16 protein-coding genes are annotated in these 18,591 nt (G+C 36.5%); 15 read left to right on the forward strand and 1 reads right to left on the reverse strand.

Annotated features, from left to right (window positions below; translation table 11 throughout):
• Nucleotides 1-445 precede the first annotated feature (445 nt).
• The 7 genes from GXZ93_00650 (at nt 446) to GXZ93_00680 (ending at nt 7,494) form a co-directional block, all read left to right on the forward strand.
• The gene (locus GXZ93_00650; GenBank protein ID HHT78304.1) at nt 446-1,141 is read left to right on the forward strand and encodes a DUF1538 domain-containing protein; all 696 of its coding nucleotides are present in this window, start codon (nt 446-448) and stop codon (nt 1,139-1,141) included.
• The gene (locus GXZ93_00655; GenBank protein ID HHT78305.1) at nt 1,138-1,869 is read left to right on the forward strand and encodes a DUF1538 domain-containing protein; all 732 of its coding nucleotides are present in this window, start codon (nt 1,138-1,140) and stop codon (nt 1,867-1,869) included. Before GXZ93_00650 ends, GXZ93_00655 begins: the two co-directional genes overlap by 4 nt.
• Nucleotides 1,862-2,224, forward strand: a complete 363-nt coding sequence (locus GXZ93_00660; protein HHT78306.1) for a P-II family nitrogen regulator — start codon at nt 1,862-1,864, stop codon at nt 2,222-2,224. Before GXZ93_00655 ends, GXZ93_00660 begins: the two co-directional genes overlap by 8 nt.
• 388 nt (nt 2,225-2,612) lie before the next feature.
• Nucleotides 2,613-3,410 carry a basic amino acid ABC transporter substrate-binding protein gene (locus tag GXZ93_00665; protein ID HHT78307.1) on the forward strand — a complete coding sequence of 266 codons (798 nt, stop codon included), beginning with the start codon at nt 2,613-2,615 and terminating at the stop codon, nt 3,408-3,410.
• Between the two features lie 9 nt (nt 3,411-3,419).
• The gene (locus tag GXZ93_00670; protein ID HHT78308.1) at nt 3,420-4,103 is read left to right on the forward strand and encodes an amino acid ABC transporter permease; all 684 of its coding nucleotides are present in this window, start codon (nt 3,420-3,422) and stop codon (nt 4,101-4,103) included.
• A 1-nt stretch (nt 4,104) separates the two neighbouring features.
• The gene (locus tag GXZ93_00675) at nt 4,105-4,830 is read left to right on the forward strand and encodes an amino acid ABC transporter ATP-binding protein (protein HHT78309.1); all 726 of its coding nucleotides are present in this window, start codon (nt 4,105-4,107) and stop codon (nt 4,828-4,830) included.
• 102 nt (nt 4,831-4,932) lie between these two features.
• A complete protein-coding gene (locus GXZ93_00680; protein HHT78310.1) occupies nt 4,933-7,494 on the forward strand; it encodes a hypothetical protein in 2,562 nt (853 codons plus the stop codon).
• Between the two features lie 29 nt (nt 7,495-7,523).
• On the opposite strand, the gene GXZ93_00685 is transcribed toward GXZ93_00680, so the two are convergent.
• Nucleotides 7,524-8,633: a hypothetical protein gene (locus tag GXZ93_00685; GenBank protein ID HHT78311.1), complete on the reverse strand. Its 1,110-nt coding sequence runs from the start codon at nt 8,631-8,633 to the stop codon at nt 7,524-7,526.
• A 297-nt stretch (nt 8,634-8,930) separates the two neighbouring features.
• On the opposite strand from GXZ93_00685, the gene GXZ93_00690 reads away from it, so the two are divergent.
• The 8 genes from GXZ93_00690 to GXZ93_00725 all read left to right on the forward strand — a co-directional run bounded on the left by GXZ93_00690 (nt 8,931) and on the right by GXZ93_00725 (nt 18,591).
• Complete coding sequence (locus tag GXZ93_00690; protein ID HHT78312.1) at nt 8,931-10,367, forward strand: isochorismate synthase; 1,437 nt, start codon at nt 8,931-8,933, stop codon at nt 10,365-10,367.
• Nucleotides 10,368-10,390: 23 nt separating this feature from the next.
• Nucleotides 10,391-12,175 (forward strand): 2-succinyl-5-enolpyruvyl-6-hydroxy-3-cyclohexene-1-carboxylic-acid synthase, encoded by a 1,785-nt coding sequence (gene menD / locus GXZ93_00695; protein HHT78313.1) that lies wholly within the window; start codon nt 10,391-10,393, stop codon nt 12,173-12,175.
• A gap of 51 nt (nt 12,176-12,226) precedes the next feature.
• Complete coding sequence (gene menB, locus GXZ93_00700) at nt 12,227-13,057, forward strand: 1,4-dihydroxy-2-naphthoyl-CoA synthase (GenBank protein HHT78314.1); 831 nt, start codon at nt 12,227-12,229, stop codon at nt 13,055-13,057.
• Between the two features lie 4 nt (nt 13,058-13,061).
• Complete coding sequence (locus tag GXZ93_00705; protein ID HHT78315.1) at nt 13,062-13,964, forward strand: 1,4-dihydroxy-2-naphthoate polyprenyltransferase; 903 nt, start codon at nt 13,062-13,064, stop codon at nt 13,962-13,964.
• Nucleotides 13,961-15,154: a hypothetical protein gene (locus GXZ93_00710; protein ID HHT78316.1), complete on the forward strand. Its 1,194-nt coding sequence runs from the start codon at nt 13,961-13,963 to the stop codon at nt 15,152-15,154. The genes GXZ93_00705 and GXZ93_00710 overlap by 4 nt, the downstream gene beginning before the upstream one ends.
• 69 nt (nt 15,155-15,223) lie before the next feature.
• Nucleotides 15,224-16,639 (forward strand): AMP-binding protein, encoded by a 1,416-nt coding sequence (locus tag GXZ93_00715; GenBank protein HHT78317.1) that lies wholly within the window; start codon nt 15,224-15,226, stop codon nt 16,637-16,639.
• Between the two features lie 283 nt (nt 16,640-16,922).
• Nucleotides 16,923-17,573 (forward strand): dihydroxyacetone kinase subunit L, encoded by a 651-nt coding sequence (gene dhaL / locus GXZ93_00720; GenBank protein HHT78318.1) that lies wholly within the window; start codon nt 16,923-16,925, stop codon nt 17,571-17,573.
• A 16-nt stretch (nt 17,574-17,589) separates the two neighbouring features.
• Complete coding sequence (locus tag GXZ93_00725; GenBank protein HHT78319.1) at nt 17,590-18,591, forward strand: dihydroxyacetone kinase subunit DhaK; 1,002 nt, start codon at nt 17,590-17,592, stop codon at nt 18,589-18,591.

The raw sequence follows: 18,591 nt of genomic DNA on the forward strand, positions 1-18,591 counted from the left end.
ATCTTACTATATGAATGAAGAGTAGTAAAATTAAAATAGTATTTTATTAACAAGCGGTGACTTCAAAAACGCAGTAAAATGAGAAAATGCCAATAGCAAAAGCAACAGAAATCAAGGCACCTTCTGAAAGCTTTGACGATGTAGTCGGAACAGGAATATTGGTAGCCAATAAAACATTAGATAGCCAATAAGACATTAGATAGCCAGCAAAACATTAAAAAATATCAGACCGGCATAAGTAAAGGATATGAAAGTAAGTGCTGATAAAAACGGCAGTATTTCTGAATACAGGGTTTTAATGAAGACAACACTTACTTTTGAAGACTTTTGATCCAGGCGATTTTTAATAATAAATACTTATTTTCCTTACATAAAGAAAGTAAATATGTTATAAAACAAAATAATCTTAATTTTGATAAAGATAAAGACCTTAAGGAGTATTGTTTTGTTTTCGAAAATAAAGGAATTTTTAAGAGAAATAGTCGTCACGATAGGACCCATAATTTTCATCGTGACGATTTTGCAGTTTACTCTTGTAAAAATGCCATGGACTATGTATCTGCGGTTTCTGCTTGGTGCGCTGATGTTAATTCTGGGACTTACTCTTTTGCTGAGAGGTCTAAAAATAGGACTGATCCCTGTTGGGGAAATGATAGGCTCAGCCATAACTTTAAAAGGCTCAGTAACCCTTATTTTGTTTCTCGGCTTTCTGATAGGATTTGCCATAACTATTGCTGAACCTAATATCATTGTGCTCTCAAATCATGTCAACACTGTGTCATCCGGACAGATAGACAAACTGCTGCTCGTATCATTTATCGGTATAGGAGTCGGACTATTTATACTCATTTCATTTTTAAGGGTTCTTCTTAAAATACCTATAATATACATATTGCTTGCGAGCTATCTGGTTATACTTGTCCTTTCATTTTTTACCAGCAAAAATTATCTTCCAATAGGGTTTGATGCAGGCGGGGTTGTAACCGGACCTCTTACAGTCCCTTTCGTAATGGCTCTGGGGATGGGATTTGTTTCTTCCCTTGGCGGAAGGTCAAAAACTTCTGAAGGATTTGGGTATATAGGCCTTGCTGCAGTCGGACCGATAATTTCGGTAATGATTCTGGGGGTGATATACAGATGAATGAATTTACTTTTTCAGGTTTTTTAAACCTTGTACTGGAAATACTTCTGGCAATTGCTCCTCTTTTTTTTATTTTTATTATTTTTCAGATTTTTGTTTTCAAATTATCTGCGAAAAGATTTCTGAGTATTTTAACCGGCTTTGTGATGGTTTTCTTCGGGCTGATTCTGTTTCTTCTGGGTGTTGAGATAGGCTTTGTGCCGGTGGGGAATTTTATCGGGAAAACGATAGGCGGCAGCACATATAACTGGCTTCTTATCCCGATAGGGTTTGCCCTTGGATTTGTTGTTACTTTCATGGAACCCGGTGTAAGGATACTGTGCACCGAAATTGAGAAATGTTCGAGCGGATTTATCAGGGAAAAGCATATTCTGCTTACTCTTTCCTTCGGGGTTGCGGTTGCGGTAGCTCTTGCAATGGCAAAAACGATATTTGCAATTTCACTTACATATATACTGTTACCCGGTTATTTGCTCGCTTTTATCTTTGCCTTTATGGCCGGTCCTACTTTCACATCTATTGCATTCGATTCCGGAGGAGTAGCAACGGGACCGATGTCAGTTACATTTATTTTATCGATTTCACTTGGAGCGGCAATAATAACGGAAGGCGCTGATCCGATTCTGCATGGATTCGGGCTTATATCAATTGTCGCACTTGCCCCGATTATAGCAGTTTTGGTTTTTGGAATTATTTTTAAAAGAAAAGGAGGAGATATTGATGGATGATGAAAAATCATGCAACCAATACACTATTTTTGAAAATAAACATGATCTTATTATTACTATTGTGAAAAAAGGTCTGTCTGAAAAGATAATGGAAGCCACAAGAAGTGCTGGTGCTGAAGGCGGAACGATAATTTTCGGCAGAGGAACAGGCATTCATGAAAAAGCAAGGCTTCTTGGTATTCCGATAGAACCTGAAAAAGAGATAATACTGACGGTAGTCAAAAAGAAAATAACAAAAAATGTTCTAGACAGCATTGTCAGCTCAGTCAATCTGGACAAACCGGGCACAGGAATTGCTTTTGTAATTGAATTAAGCAAGGTTCTTGGCATATCTCATCTTAACGGAATCGAATAAATAAAAAAATATTCAACAGTCTTCCAAATAAATTAGTTTGATAAAATATTAATCGGGGATATAAGGTTATCCCCGATTAATCAAAACAGAAGATAAAGGCATATAAAAACAGAAGATTAAAGACACATAAATTTATCTTTTAACTTTATCAATTCTGATAATATAGCTGCTTTATTAAAAGACTATTAAAATAGTATTAAAAAATTTTAATGTTTTTTTTAATTCCCTTTTTTTAATCCCTTTTTAATCTGCCTGACTATAATTAAATTAAATCTGAAAAACCAGATAATTCTACTGATTTTCTCCTGATTTAATTTTTTTCTATTACATTTTAAAAGTTTGTTATATAATACCAAGAAAATTATTTAGGTTAACAGGAGAATAATTAATGAAAAAGAAAGTTTTTTTTATTTTAGCGGTACTTTTTATAATTACGGGACTTTTGATGTCCGGATGCACCAAAAAAGTGTCAGTACAGGAAGATGGTGCGGCTGCAGCACAATCGTCTGAGCTTAAAACAATCAAGCCCGGTGTTCTTACCGTCGGGTCTGATTGCACATGGCCGCCTATGGAATACATAGAGGGTGATAAGATAGTTGGATTTGATTTTGATCTTACCCAGGCGATAGCAGACAAGCTCGGCCTTAAGCTGGATTACCAGAATGCAGCATGGGACGGACTTTTCCCCGCTGTTTCTGCACACAAGTATGATATGGTAATTTCTTCGATTACAATTACTGATGACAGAAAAAAGGAAATGGATTTTTCTGACCCGTATTATAAAACGGATCAGTCAGTGACTGTAAAAAAAGGTTCAGGAATTGATTCAATTGATAAATTTGAAGGTAAAACTGCGGCTGTTCAGATAGGAACAACAGGTGAACTTGTTGCAAAGGACATAAAAGATGTTACTGTTAAGACTTACGATGATATTCTTCTTGCTTTTGAAGATCTTAAAGCAGGCAGGGTAGACAGTGTTGTTTCTGACTCTTATGTAGGGTATGCATATGCAGCAAAAGACGATGCCCTGACAGTAGGTTTTGATATTGCAACTGATGAACAGCTTGGTATAGGATTTGCAAAAGATACGCCTGAACTTGTTAAGGCTGTCAATAAAGCTCTGAAAGAGATAATGGAAGACGGCACATACGATGAAATTTATGAAAAATGGTTTGGAGAAAAATAGTTTAAAAATATGGAGGGTTTAGCAGGTTTAGCCCAGAAGTACTTTTCGATAAGTATTATAAAGGAAGTTTTCCCTTTTTTATTAAAAGGTGCTCTTTATACGGTAATATTTTCAGCAGCGTCGGAGCTGGTAGGAATAATGGTCGGTCTTTTTACCGCTATAATCAGGGTTACCAAAGTAAAGGTACTTAGCCAGCTTGCGACAATATATGTGGATATTTTCAGAGGTACACCGCTTCTGATGCAGATAATATTTGTTTATTATGCGCTACCGTATATAGGGATAAATCTGCCTGCCCCGGCTGCAGGAATAGTTGCTCTTTCAATAAACAGCGGAGCCTATGTTTCTGAAATTTTCAGGGCAGGAATAGAATCAATAGATAAAGGCCAGATTGAAGCTGCAAGGTCTCTGGGCATGTCATATGCCCAGGCAATGCGCTATGTAGTTATTCCGCAGACCATGAAGAGGGTTCTGCCTCCGCTTACCAATGAATTTGTTGCCCTTATTAAAGACTCATCCCTGCTATCGGTAATTGCTATTTCAGAGCTTCTAAGGGTTTCAAAGGAAATGATGACCTGGAAGCTGAATCCATCTTCACTAACTGCTGCTGCGCTGCTGTATCTGGTGATAACAGTACCTCTGACACGGCTTGTCAGCTATCTTGAAAACAAGATGAAGAAGGGGGATGTTTGATTTGATTAAAATAGTCGACCTGCATAAAAAATTTGGAAATATAAATGTTTTGAACGGTGTAAGTCTTGAAGTTAAAAAAGGAGATGTCCTTGTAATAATCGGTCCGAGCGGTTCCGGTAAAAGTACTTTGCTGAGATGTATAAACCTGCTTGAAGAACCGACATCGGGTCAGATATTCCTTGACGGAGAAGATATAACAAGTAAAAAAACCGATAAGAACAAAGTCAGGCAGAGAATAGGGATGGTTTTTCAAAGCTTTAACCTTTTTCCCAATATGACTGTTATCGGAAATGTTACACTGGCTCTTCAAAAAGTACTGAAAATGAAACCTGCCCAGGCAAAGAAAATCGGAGTAGATCTTCTTACAAGGGTAGGCCTGAAAGATAAAATCGATGCATATCCCAACCAGTTATCCGGCGGACAGAAGCAGAGGGTCGCCATTGCGCGTGCTCTTGCGATGAATCCTGAAGCCATACTTTTTGATGAGGTAACTTCTGCGCTTGATCCTGAGCTTGTAAAGGAAGTTCTTGATGTAATGAAGGATCTTGCAAAAAGTGGTATGACAATGCTTGTTGTTACTCATGAAATGGGTTTTGCAAAAGAAGTCGGTTCCCATGTTATTTTTATGGATGAAGGCAAAATAATAGAAATCGGACTTGCTGATGAAATATTTGAAAACTCCAAACATCCCAGGACAAAAGCTTTTCTTGATGCTGTGCTCAGCTAAAATTTTTAATTTAATCTGTTTAATCCTATAATAAAACCTATGATTAAAATGCGGATTATTTTTTTATCAGATTTTTTATCAAGTCTTTAATAATATTAAAAAATGTTCCTTATTTTAAAAAAAATTGTAATTTTGATTATTGCTGTCCTGACAGCACTGCTACTGTTTACAACTTCCTGCTGTCTTTTGTGTAGTCCTTTTCAGGCAATAGACAGACAGTCTGAAACTTCCGTAACAGTCACAGAAAGTCCCGAAGAAACAAAAGAAAAAACAGATGAATCTGAATACCTGCAGGAACCAGAGGTAGATCTTGTTAATCCTGAAGCTTTCAAGCTCAGCACTATAAAAGTTGCCGGACAGGCGATTGATGTAAAAGTTCAGGGTGACTGGGCTTATCTGACAAATGATGTCGGGACGCTTTATGTGATAAACGTCAGCGATAAGACAAATCCCGTTATAACCGGAAAGATAAACAGGTTAAACAGTGCAAATATTGTTATTGTAAAAGGAGATTATGTCTTTATTTCTTATACCGAATACAAGGAATATGATGAAGAAAAAGGAATTCAGACAGAAAGACCTGTAAAGGAATGTGGTTTTATTATTATCGACGTCAGCGATAAAACGAATCCTGAATATGCCGGCAAATATATATCAGGCTCAGATACTGATAAAACGGTGCAGGGTCTTTATGTGTATGAAAATTATGCATATGTAAACAGCAACTTTGATAACGGAGATGAAAGTCCTGCAAGCAAATTAGAGATAGTCAATATCAAAAATCCCGGAAATCCTAAGCTGGAAGGAGAATTAAGGCTTAACGGTTTGACAGCAGCGGTATATGTTCAGAATGACTATGCATATATAAATTCCAATTTTTTTCCTGAAGAAGAAGAACAATCAGATTCAGAAAATCCCGGCAGTATTTTATATATAGTAAATATTGAAAATAAGTCAAGTCCCCGGATTGAAGGACAATGCAGTGTTTATTCAAATTCATGGGCTGTTTATGTCAGGGATGAATTCGTTTTTCTTTCAAGCAATGGAATTGATCCTGAAAATGGAAATTACCGGAACAGCAGATTAATGATAATAGACAGCAGTGATAAAGAAAATCCGAAAGAAATTTCAAATTGCGAAATTTACGGAGGGGCATGGGAGATTGATTATGAAGACAGTTATGTTTTTGTTTCAAATCTCAGCGGAGGGATGAGCATTATTGATACTGAAGATAAAAGTAATCCGAAACCGTCATTTAACATAAAGACCAGAGGAAGTTCTTATGATATAGCAGTATCAGGATTTTACGGGTATCTGGTTGATGGTTTCAGCGGGCTTGTGATAATTGAATTAAAAAACAGAATGTCCGGGACAGAATCAGAAAACAGGCCTCCGAAATCTGTAATACATATTCTTGGCGATAACCTGGGAAGTGAAGAAATTCCGGTCTTTCAGGTAAATAATCCTGTTTATTTTTCTGCCAGGGATTCTTTCGACCCTGAAGGTGAGGATATAGAAATAAAATGGGATATAAACGCAGAGAACAGCCGGAAGGATTCCTTTTCGATTGTTGAGGATGATTCAGGTGAGAAAATCGGAGTCATATTCAAAAAGGAAGGCAGTTATTCGGTCAGCCTGGAAACAGACGACGGCAAGAGTACTGACAATATAAAAAAGGAAATAATCATAAAAGATATTAGTCCGTCTGTAGACATAAAAAAGACACATGATTTTAAAATAGAAATAGAATATGTTTTAAAAAATACAGGCCGGACGGATCTGGAAAATCTGAGATGTTTTATAAGTATTCCCCAGAACATTGTTCCTTATCAGAAAATAAATAATTTTACTATCAGGGGAGATGATGCGGAAATCAGTTATTATTATGATGAAGACTGGAATCTGCTTGCTGATTTTGAATTTACCGAAGATAAATTAAAACCCGGAAATGAGATAACTGCTGCAATTGAAGTGGAAGTTAAAATGCCTGAATTTTATTATAATCCGCCTGAAAAGGGGATGCTGAATTATGAAGAAGACGATATTGATATGGACCTGTATACCGGTGATGATTTTTTCATTGATTCCGATAATCCCGTGATAATCGAGAAAACGGCATCAGTTGTGGGAAATGAAAAAAATCCATATGAAATTGCAAAAAAAATCTATAATTTTGTAATAAAGACTCTTGAATATGATTTTTACAGGGCCAACGATAAGAATTATGATTTTATGTATGCATCCGAGATTTTGGGAGAAGGAAAAGGCGTATGTCTTGATTATGCCATTCTTTATACCGCAATGCTGCGTGCTGCCGGGATCCCTGCCCGCCTTGCCGGTGGAATTCCGGTAACCATCATTCTTCTTGAAGATGACAAGGAAATAAACATAGGCCATGAATGGGTTGAAGTAAAATTACCGGGTTATGGCTGGATTCCTGTAGATCCCACTACAGAAGATGCCTTTCTGAACCGGAACTATTATTTGAATCTTACAACAGATAAGGGCATGTCGCTGCTGTACAGCAGAGAAACCATGGACTGGTCAAGCTACTATTATGAAGGTTTTAAATTTTCATGGGATTCCGATATTGCTCCCAGGATTGAACAGGAATACAATTTCAGGGTATCAGGACTTGATATCAGAGACCTGATCTTTTACTGATAATTCCATATTATGAATTTTTTCAGGTTTTAATCAGGATTAGTCTCAAGTTCATATCTTTCAATAAGGGCTTCTTCAACAATTCTGTAATTGTTTGAGGCATTCCAGAACAGGTATCCGTTTATTCCCAGCAATTCCGAAGCTGATATCTGGGAAAGAATATCAGCTTTTGTATATTTTACATCCAGTCCGAAAGCCTGAAGCCAGGGAATCATTAAGCAATCGGTGTCTTTTATTTTTGAGGCTCCTTTTTCAAGGGTATATTTTACAACTTCAAAAGGGTGGTTTTCAGGACTGTCAAAGCCTATAAAACCTTTGGAGTAGTGCGACGGATACACCATTGGGTATAAATAATCCAGGTAGGGCGCAATTTCCTGAATCATTTGACCTATTCCCTGGTCGTTGTTTTCAATCAGTGCAAATCCAAAAACATCTGCGGATATTCTGACATTTGTTTCCGTGAGGGCGTCCTTTGCTTTTTTTAAAAAATTACTTATGGCTTCACTTTTTGGCATATTATCTTTATTAAAAGAATAATCTGCATATTTTATATTACCTCTTGCCGGCCCCCTGATGTAATCAAACTGGATTTCATCGACTCCCAGTTCTGAAACCTCCAAAGCTATTTCAATAATATAATCCCAGTAATCCCGGCAATAAATATCCGGCCAGTATGAACCTTCAGAATATAAAGGGTTGCCGTTTCTGCTGTCCTTTATAGCCATTTCCGGGTATTTTTTTGCAATCAGCGGATCTTTGAAGACTACAATTCTGGCGATTGAATAGATCCCTTCCGAATCCATTTCAGATATTATCTTCTTTATGTCATACAGAGTATTTTTTGCACCGCTTTTTACGGCAAAATCATTTGCTGTTTCATAATTAATATATCCTTCATCATCTTTGACATTGAAAACAATGGAATTTAACTCAGTTTTTTTAATAATGTCATATATATGTTTTCTTGTATTTTCATTACCCATGCTGTAGCCGGTCATATATAATCCTTTCTGGCTACCCGGCAGTATCTTTATTTTCTTTGGTTTTCCCGGTTTGCATTCGTTTAAATAATAAACATCGCTTATAAGCCTTGAATAATCATTTTTAACCCCTGCGGCAGTTTTTTCGTGCTGGATCAAAAGCCCGGCATTTAAAATTTTCGGAGTAATCAGAGATATTAAAAAGCCGGCGATGAACATAATAAAAAAAGAAATAAAAAGAAACGACGTTTTTTTTGTTTTAAAAGACATAAAAATTTTTAAATTTCGTTTCAGATTTTTAATTATAAATAAGGTTATATTTCTATATTTTAAGACAAAATATGAGGAAAATAAATTTTTCCATAATTTTTGACATTTTAATAATTTAAATGAAGAATATATAAAAATATATTAATTAAAAATTCAAATAAATATTTGAAACAAAAGGAAAAAACAATGAAATCAAATGGAAAAGCATATGTTTTTCCTGAAAAGAAAACTATCCTTAAAGAAATCAAAGATGCCTTTCTTGATGCAGACATAGGGAGTGAAAGATTTTTCAGGTTTGAATTCGATATAAGGCAGCATGATAATATTGATATTCTGTCATGGCATAATGCACAGAAAAATTTTGTGAAAATTTATTTTTCTGACAGAAATAAAAATGAATATGCCGGGACAGGTGTGGGCGATATCATTAATTATATGCCGTATCCTCCAAAATATTATGGAACCGGAAGCGATAAAGACACTATGCTTGAGAATGCAATTAAAACTATTGCTGACAGAATCGGACTTTCAGATAAGAAGCCGAGATATTACGGCGGACATGCATTTGACCTGAATGACTCAATGGATTCTGTATGGAATGGTATGGGAAATATTTTATTTATAGCGCCACTTCTGGAACTGACAGGAAATAGCAATGGTAAAACACTGGCAGTAAACTTTTATTATAATCCGGAAAAAGGCATAAGCAAAAGTCAGATTTATGAAAAAATTGAAGAAGAAATTTCAAATCTGGACAAAAGTGAAGACGTTTGCAGCAGCGGGGATTTTCTCTTAAAGAAAAGACTGGATGTGCCGGAAAAAGAAAAATGGATAAGGAACTTAAATAATGTCAAAGCAACTTTTCAGATAGAGAGCATAAGCAAAATAGTGCTTGCAAGAAAAAGCATCTTTAAAATAAATAATATTATAGACCCTTTTATAATATTTAACTTTCTTAAAAAGCAGAATATAAAAACTTATGATTTTTATTTTCAGACAGGTGAAAATTATGCATTTTTCGGATGTTCCCCGGAACTGCTGTTTCACAGAGAGAGAAACAAACTTGTCAGTGATGCAATTGCAGGGACAATTCCTAAGGGAAAAAACAAGAAGGAGGAAAAATCATACGCAGATGAGCTGATGTCATCCAAAAAAGATTCAGAAGAGTTCGGATTTGTTTTTAATGATATAAAGAAAGAATTAAAAAAGATATGTAAATCCATTACCATAGCAAGAGAGAAAGAAATACTTTCCTTAAGCTATGCACAGCATATAAGGAGCCAGTTTGAGTGTGTTTTAAAGGATGATATAAGTGATTACAGAATCCTAAAAAGTCTTCACCCGACTCCGGCTGTAGGCGGGTATCCTTTCAGAAATATTCATAAACTTATAAAAAGATATGAGAATTTTTACAGAGGCTTTTACTCAGGTCCCATAGGATGGATAAGCAGGGATGAATCATGTTTTTCCGTTGCTATCAGATCGGGAATCCTTGACCGCAGAAGCCTGTCTGTCTTTGCAGGTGCCGGCATAGTGAAAAAGTCTCTGCCCGAAATGGAATGGGACGAAATTGAAAATAAAATCACTCCGTTTTTAAAATTATTTAATAAAAAAATAAAATAAAAAATAAATTTACATTTAATTATATGGTGATAAAAAATAATAATTTAAATCAGATCTGGTCAGGCCTGGCGGTAGAAGAACTTCTAAGACATGAAATTGATTTTTTCTGCATATCCCCGGGTTCCAGATCAACTCCTCTGGCTTCTGCGGCAGCTTTTAACAGGAGAGCACAAAAAATTATTGCTTATGATGAAAGAGGAAGTGGTTTTTATGCGCTGGGATATGGGCAGGCGCTGCAGAAACCCGCAGTTATAATTGTTACTTCAGGGACTGCCGTTTCCAATCTTTTCCCCTCTGTGGTAGAAGCATTCCTGTCAAAAATACCGATGATAATTCTGACTGCGGACAGACCGCCTGAATTACAGGACACAGGTGCAAACCAGACTATAAATCAGGACAATATTTTCGGAAGATATGTAAAATGGTTTTTCAACATGCCCTGTCCGGATTATGCCATAAATCCTTCATTTGTTCTTTCAAATATTGATAATGCAGTAAGTTCAAGTATGTCTGAGCCGAAAGGTCCGGTACATCTTAATTTTATGTTCAGAGAACCTCTTGCGCCATTACCGCATGAGCAAGGTGATATTTGTAAAAAATATATCCTTGAAGCAAACTCATGGGCCGGAAAGAACGCACCTTACTGCAGCTATACAAAGACAGAAAAAAATTGCAGACATTATCCTGATGACATTATCCTGAAGACGATCTCCGGGAATAACAGAGGACTGATTTCTGTCGGGAAACTGTCTTCTGACAGCGACAGAGAATCACTGCTGAAACTTATTCGTATTTTAAAATGGCCGGTGTATGCAGATATAACCTCAGGCCTGAGATTAAATAAATCAGCCGGGACCAATATTATAAAACATTTTGACACGGCCATTCTTGAGCCTGATTTCTGTCTGTATGCAAAACCTGAGGCAGTTATTCATTTCGGGAACAGAATAACTTCCAAAAGATTCTTTGAATTCTTTAAATTGTACAGCCCTGAGATTTTTGCAAATGTAAAAAATGACAATGTTCGCTACAATCCCGAGCATCTGCCTGTGGTGACAGTCGAGTCTGAAATAAATATTTTTTGCGACTATCTGGCCGGAAGAATAAAAGATTTAAAACAGAAGGAAGATTTTAAAGATTTTTATGAAAAAAAAGCTGAAGAAGCCCAGAGAATAATAGATATAAATCTTGGAGAGGATACAGAATTAAGCGAAGTTTTTATTTCAAGATTTTTATCCAGGAATCTTCCGGACGATTCCTGCCTGTTTCTTTCAAACAGCATGCCTGTAAGAGATTTTGAATTATATGCAGAGAGCACTGATCTGAATATTAAAGTAGGCTCAAACAGAGGAGCAAGCGGAATTGATGGGATTATAGCTTCCTCTGCGGGTTTTGCAGCAGGAAACCGTAAAATATGCACACTTGTGATCGGGGATATTGCTTTTATTCACGATATAAATTCCCTGTCACTTATAAAAAAGAGCGGTTTTCCGGTTATTATAATTCTTATCAATAACAATGGAGGAGGAATTTTTAATTTTCTTCCGGTTTCAGAATGCAGTGAGATATTCAAGGAATATTTTATTGCTCCTCACAACTACAGGTTTTCAGGAGCAGCTGAAAATTTTAAGATAAAACATAATTATGCCTTTACAAGAGATGATTTCATAAAATTATTTGAGGATGCCGGATCAAATGCCCAAAATGAAAAAGAATCGTGCATAATAGAAGCGGTTACAAATGATGAACATGATTACAGGCTGAGAAAAAAGATAAAGAGGGAAATAATCAGCATACTTCATATTTAATTTATTTATGATATTTTTATAAAATATATTATTTTTACAACAGGATAAGAAATGCAAAAAATCAAATGGATCAGTGCCGGCAATTATGAAGATATAATATTTGAAAAGAGTTCCGGTATAGCAAAAATTACCATAAACAGGCCGGAAGTAAGAAATGCTTTCAGGCCGCTTACTATCAGGGAAATTTCGGAATCCCTGGCTGAAGCGACTGCAGATGAAGCAATCGGAGTTATTATTCTGACCGGAAAAGGTGACAAAGCTTTTTGTTCCGGAGGAGATCAGAAAATAAGAGGAAATGCAGGCTATAAGGATAAAGATGGCGCCGAAAGTCTTGGCGTTCTTGAGCTCCAGAGACAGATAAGAACCTGTCCCAAACCGGTAATAGCGATGGTTGCAGGCTATGCGATAGGAGGAGGCAATATACTTGCTCTTGTCTGCGATCTTACAATTGCAGCTGAAAATGCAATATTCGGACAGACAGGGCCCAAGGTAGGGTCTTTTGACGGAGGCTTCGGTTCAAACTATCTTTCCCGAATAGTCGGTCAGAAAAAAGCAAGAGAGATATGGTTTTTATGTCGGCAATACAATGCCAGGGAAGCTCTGGAAATGGGTATGGTAAATGCAATTGTCCCTCTTGAAAATCTGGAAGAAGAGACAGTCAGATGGTGTTTTGAAATTTTACAGAACTCACCTACCGCAATTAAATGCCTGAAAGCAGCGCTCAATGCGGATTGTGACGGACAGACGGGATTGCAGCAGCTGGCAGGGTATGCCACAATGCTTTTTTACCAGACAAAAGAGGCGCAGGAAGGAAGAGATTCATTTATCCAGAAAAGAAAACCTGATTTTAAAAAAATAAATAATTTTCCTTCCGAATTATAAATAAATGGCATCTTCCAAATTGAAAATATGGATTCTCGGAATAAGGCCCAAAACCCTTGCTGCCAGCATAGCGCCGGTATTGATGGGTCTTGGCGCAGCTTTTTATGACAGACACTTTAGCTTGCATTTGTCATCAGCAATACTTACTTTGCTGACTGCCGTTCTGATTCAGGCAGGTACCAATCTTTCAAACGATCTGTTTGACTACATAAAAGGTGCCGACAATCAGAAGAGAGTGGGCCCTTTAAGAATAATGCAGTCAGGGTTTGTAACAAAGAAGGAAATGTTTCTCGGCATTTTTATTGTTTTTTTTCTTGCTTCAGTCTGCGGAATTTTTCTTGTTATCAGAGGGGGGTTGCCTATACTGATTGTCGGCATTCTTTCAATTATCTGTGGATTTTTATACACTGCGGGTCCGCATCCGATAGGGTATATGGGACTGGGAGAGATATTTGTACTTGTGTTTTTTGGAATAATAGCTTTCTCGGGGACATACTATGTACAGACTCTTGCTTTTTTCCCCATGCTGATTGTTATGGGATTAATACCCGGTTTTTTCTCAGTAGCTGTTTTATCAGCAAATAATCTGAGAGACATAAAGACTGACAAGGAGGCGGGAAAAAATACACTTGCAGTAAAATTCGGTTACAGATTTGCTGTCTGTGAGTATATTTTTTGCATGATCATGCCTTACTTGCTTCTTATTGTGGTTATTTTTGTTTTAAGGAATCATTACTTTTCTCTTTTATCGCTTACAAGTATCTTTTTTGCTATCAGGCCTTTAAAAATGGCTGCAAATAAAAAAAATCACACACCCGCAGTCCTGATTTCTGTTTTGGAAAAAACAGGACATGTAATGCTGATATTCGCGCTTGTTTTCTGCGTCACCTGGAATATAAAAATATGAAAATAATAAAAATAAAAAATATAAATGTTTTCACATTCGATCTTCCGTTAAAAAAAGGATTTGTATTAAAGAGCACTTTTATTGATTCAAGAAAAGGAGCGCTTGTAGAATTTGAAACGGAACAGGGAGCTAAATACTATGGTGAATCCAGTCCTCTTGTTCATTTCCATCGGGAAAGTTATTCTGAATGTATAAAACAGATTTCAGAAATAAAAGAACTGCTGCTTGGCAGTCCGCATGGATTTTATATTGAAGTGCCTGAAGAAAAAAAGTACGACATGGAAGATTTCCGGACTTTCTTTACCCGGAATTTTCTTGAAAGAATAAAATTACATGAGCCAATGAAAAATCCGGAGAATATTTTTCCATCAGTCAGATATTGTTTTGAAATGATATATTTATGTATTTTTATAAAAAACTTTGATTTTATCAGGCACTACAATATTTCTGCTGAAAGCTTTATCCCTTTATACAGGCTGATATCTGATATAAGACAAATTGATTATGGAGTTTTGGAAGAAGAAATCAGATCAGGCATATATGATGCTGTTAAAATAAAGATTGGCAGGCAGGCGCCCGAATGCGAAATCAGTGCAATAAAAAAAATCATTAATATTATTGAAAAGAGCAATAGGAAAAATATGGCTATAAGACTTGATTCAAATATGAGCCTGCCGGCAAACCGACTGACAGAATTTTTTAAAAAGATCGACAAAGAGTATATAGATTTCATTGAGGATCCTTTTGACGACACGTCCTTTTACCGGGAGTTTTATGAAAAAACGGGAGTAGGAATTGCTGCAGATGAATCAATAAAGGAATTTATTGATTTAAAAAAAATGTCTTTTAAAAAAAATTCAGGTGAATTCATAAAAGCTTTGATAATCAAACCGCAGGTTATAGGAGGCTTTATAGATTCTTTCAGATTGCTGAAAATGGCAGAGAGCTTAAAGATAAGAACAGTTATAAGCAATATTTTTGAGACAAGCATATCTGTTTCAGCCCTTTGCATTTTTATATATCTTACCGGCAGCCGGGAAACGTCTGCCGGGCTGGATACGCTGGATAGTTTCTTGAAAGATCCAGGTACTGTCATAATAAAAACAAATAATGCCAGGATATCTGTGTGCAGGGCTTTTGAAAACTTGTTTAAAGCAGACTATTCTGTTCTGAAAAAATGTTCCGGCTGAGTATGGCTGTTTTGTGAGAGCGATAGGAAAAATGATTTTGTTTATTAATTTTTTAAAACTGATGAAAAAATGCAACATGCTGAAAAGAAAAAAATATCAGGCGGTATAGATGCCGGTGAATTTGTTGCTGTATTTTCAGGAAATCTGAAGACAGCGGTAAAAATAGCGGTGTCTCTGATAAACAAAAGATTTACTGTCGTCCCGTTAAATCCTGCACTTGGCGGGGAGAGGATAGGAAAATATCTTTCAGCTGTAGGCTGCAGCAAGATCGTGTCAGACGGGAGCATGCCTGCTGATTTCAGTTATGAATGCAAAATATTTGATAAAACGGAAATGTCTTTACCCGGAGAATTGTTCCAGAATAATTCTGAAATTCGCAATATTTTCAGGAATATCAGGTCAGACTGCAAAAGATATGCAAATATTATATTCACTTCCGGCTCCTCAGGTATGCCTAAAGCTGTAATGCACACTCTGGGAAATCATTACTATAGTTCACTGGGTTCAAATGCAAATATAAAGTTCAGTAAAAAAGACAAATGGCTTATTGTCCTGCCGATATATCATATAAGCGGATTATCAGTTATTTTCAGAGCCGCCCTGTCAGGGGGAGAAATAGCGGTAAAAGAGCCCGGAATGGGAATTTCTGAAGCTTTGGAAGCAAACAGGCCCTCTCATGTTTCATTAGTTCCGCATCAGCTCAGGGAGCTTTTAAATGACGGGAAAAGCATAGATTCCCTGAGAAGATTAAAAGCTGTTCTGATTGGCGGAGCAAGCATGCCTGAATCTTTGGCAGAGCAGGCATACGAATATGGACTTAATTTATTTGTTTCTTATGGAAGTACAGAGATGTGCTCCCAGATAACCTGTACAAGAGATAAAGATTCGCTTAAGCATCTCAAGACGTCCGGACGTCTGCTCAGACACAGGGAGATCAAGGTAAATGAAAAGAAAAACATACTTGCAAAAGGGCAGACGCTGTTTGCGGGCTATTTGCTTAAAAATAAAGACGGCGGAAGGCTGTCACTTGAAAAGAAGCTTGACGGAGAAGGGTATTTCGATACAGGCGATTATGGCTATCTGGATGATGAAGGATATCTTCATGTTGAAGGCAGAAGAGATATTTCATTCAGATATAAAGCAGAAAAAATATATCCTGAAGAAATAGAAAAGGTATTTTTAAAAATAAAGGGGATAAAAGAAGCGGTTGTTGTACCTTACAAGAAAAATGATTATGAAAAAATACCGGTTATTTTTATAAAAACCGATAATATTGACAAATACGGTATGGCACATATAAAAAGAAAAGCAGAGAAAGAATTAGAGCCATATAAATTTCCGCATTATTTTTTTAAATGGCCGGATTGCTCCGAAGTCTTAAAGCCTTCAAGAGAAGAAATGCAGAAAACAGCACAGGAAATAATTGAAAAAAAAATTAAAGAAAGATTTTTTTATATACGCAATGATTATTTTAAGAAAAAATAATAAAAATATTTAAAGTTCTTCAGAGACCAAAACAGGAAGGCATGCTTTTTCAAGCATGCCTTCGGTTCAAAATCAAAAAAAAGGAGATGCAAAACGAAAAAACTACATCAATATAAGAGACGATTCTTGTTTTAAAAAGTTGCTATTTTGTTGAATATTTTTATTTTTATCATAGAAAAAATAAAAGATTTAACGTATCTTTTTAAACAGCAGAGAAATACCGGTACTTTTTTATCTGACGATAGTATTTAAAATTTTTTATAAAAGCATGAAGGAGATAAAATTGCAGAATGTTCTTAAGCTGAATGATTTTATTGAGATTATAAATATTGCAAATACCGAGATAGACAAAAATAAAGAATATCTGTCAAATCTGGACTCTGTTATCGGAGACGGAGATCATGGAATCACCATATCTACAGCTTTTTCAAAAATAAGCAGGGAAATTTCATCAAAAAACTTTGATTCGATATCTGATTTGTTAAAATTTATCGGTAATTTGTTTATAACTTCAACAGGAGGAACTACCGGACCGATATTCGGGTACATTTTTATCGGCATGTCTTCTCCGCTTGCCGGCATAAATAAAGATGAGGTAACTCTTTCTGAATTTTACAATATGCTTTCCTCCGCCTTTCAGAAAGTTACTGCCATAGGGAAGGCCAGTCCCGGAGACAAGACGCTTGTTGACACATTAAATGCAGCTGTCCTATCCCTTAAAGAATCTGTTGAAAAAAATATGGATATGACTGAAGGAATAAAAGCTATGGCAGCTGAAGCACAAAAAGGAGCTGAATCCACAAAAAATATGATTGCCGTAAAAGGCAGGGCAAGGTATCTGGGTGAGAGGTCTCTGGGATATCAGGACGCCGGAGCGACATCTGTTTCTATTATTTTAAATGCATTTAATATATATCTGCAAAATAATCAGTGAAAGGATATTGAAAAAGATGGTAAAAAAACTTATTAATAATCCGGATGATATAGTAAATGAGCTCATAGAAGGTTTCATACTTATAAATAAGAATAAAGTAAAAAGAATAGGGGATTCCAATGCAGTTGCAAGAAAAGAGTCTCCCATAAAAGATAAGGTGGGCATTGTAATCGGAGGAGGCGCGGGTCATGAACCTTTATTCCTTGAGTTCATAGGTGACGGGATGGCTGATGCAGCTGCGCATGGTCAGATTTTTGCAGCTCCGTCCCCAGACCATATATTAAAAGCAATCAATGCCGCAGATGGAGGAAAAGGGGTACTGCTTCTTTACAATAATTATGCCGGAGATGTTTTAAATTTTAATATTGCTCAGGACATGGCAAGAGAACAGGGAATAAATGTCCGGACAGTACTTATTAATGATGAAATATCTTCTGCTCCTCCTGAAAGAATGGAAGACAGGCGCGGAACTACCGCTGATCACTTTATAATAAAACTGGCCGGCGCAGCTTCGAAAACCGGGATGGATCTGGACACCCTGGTAAAATTTCTCAATAAAGCAGTTTATAATTCCAGATCGCTCGGAGTTTCTTTGTCGGCATGTACGCTGCCACAAACAGGTCTGGCTACTTTTACTCTTGAAGAAGGAAAAATGGAATTTGGCATGGGACTTCACGGCGAGGCAGGAGTAAAAAAAGTTGATGTGATGACTGCCGATGAAACGGCAAGAACTTTAATAGACTATATTCTTGCAGACCTTCCTTTTAGAGAAGATGATGAGGTTATGCTGATAATCAATGGTTATGGTTCAACCACAAGGATGGAAATGCTTATTGTGGCAAAAAGTATCTATGAATATCTTTCAGAAAAGAAAATAAATATATATTCAGGAGAAATCGGGGAGTTCTGCACTTCCCAGGAAATGGCGGGAATATCCGTTACGCTTATAAGACTTGACGATGAGATGAAAAAATATTACGACAAGCCGGCATACAGCCCCGGTTATATAAAACCATGA

It is taken from the genome of Actinomycetota bacterium (assembly GCA_012837825.1).
Classification (GTDB): Bacteria; Actinomycetota; Humimicrobiia; order Humimicrobiales; family Humimicrobiaceae; genus Humimicrobium.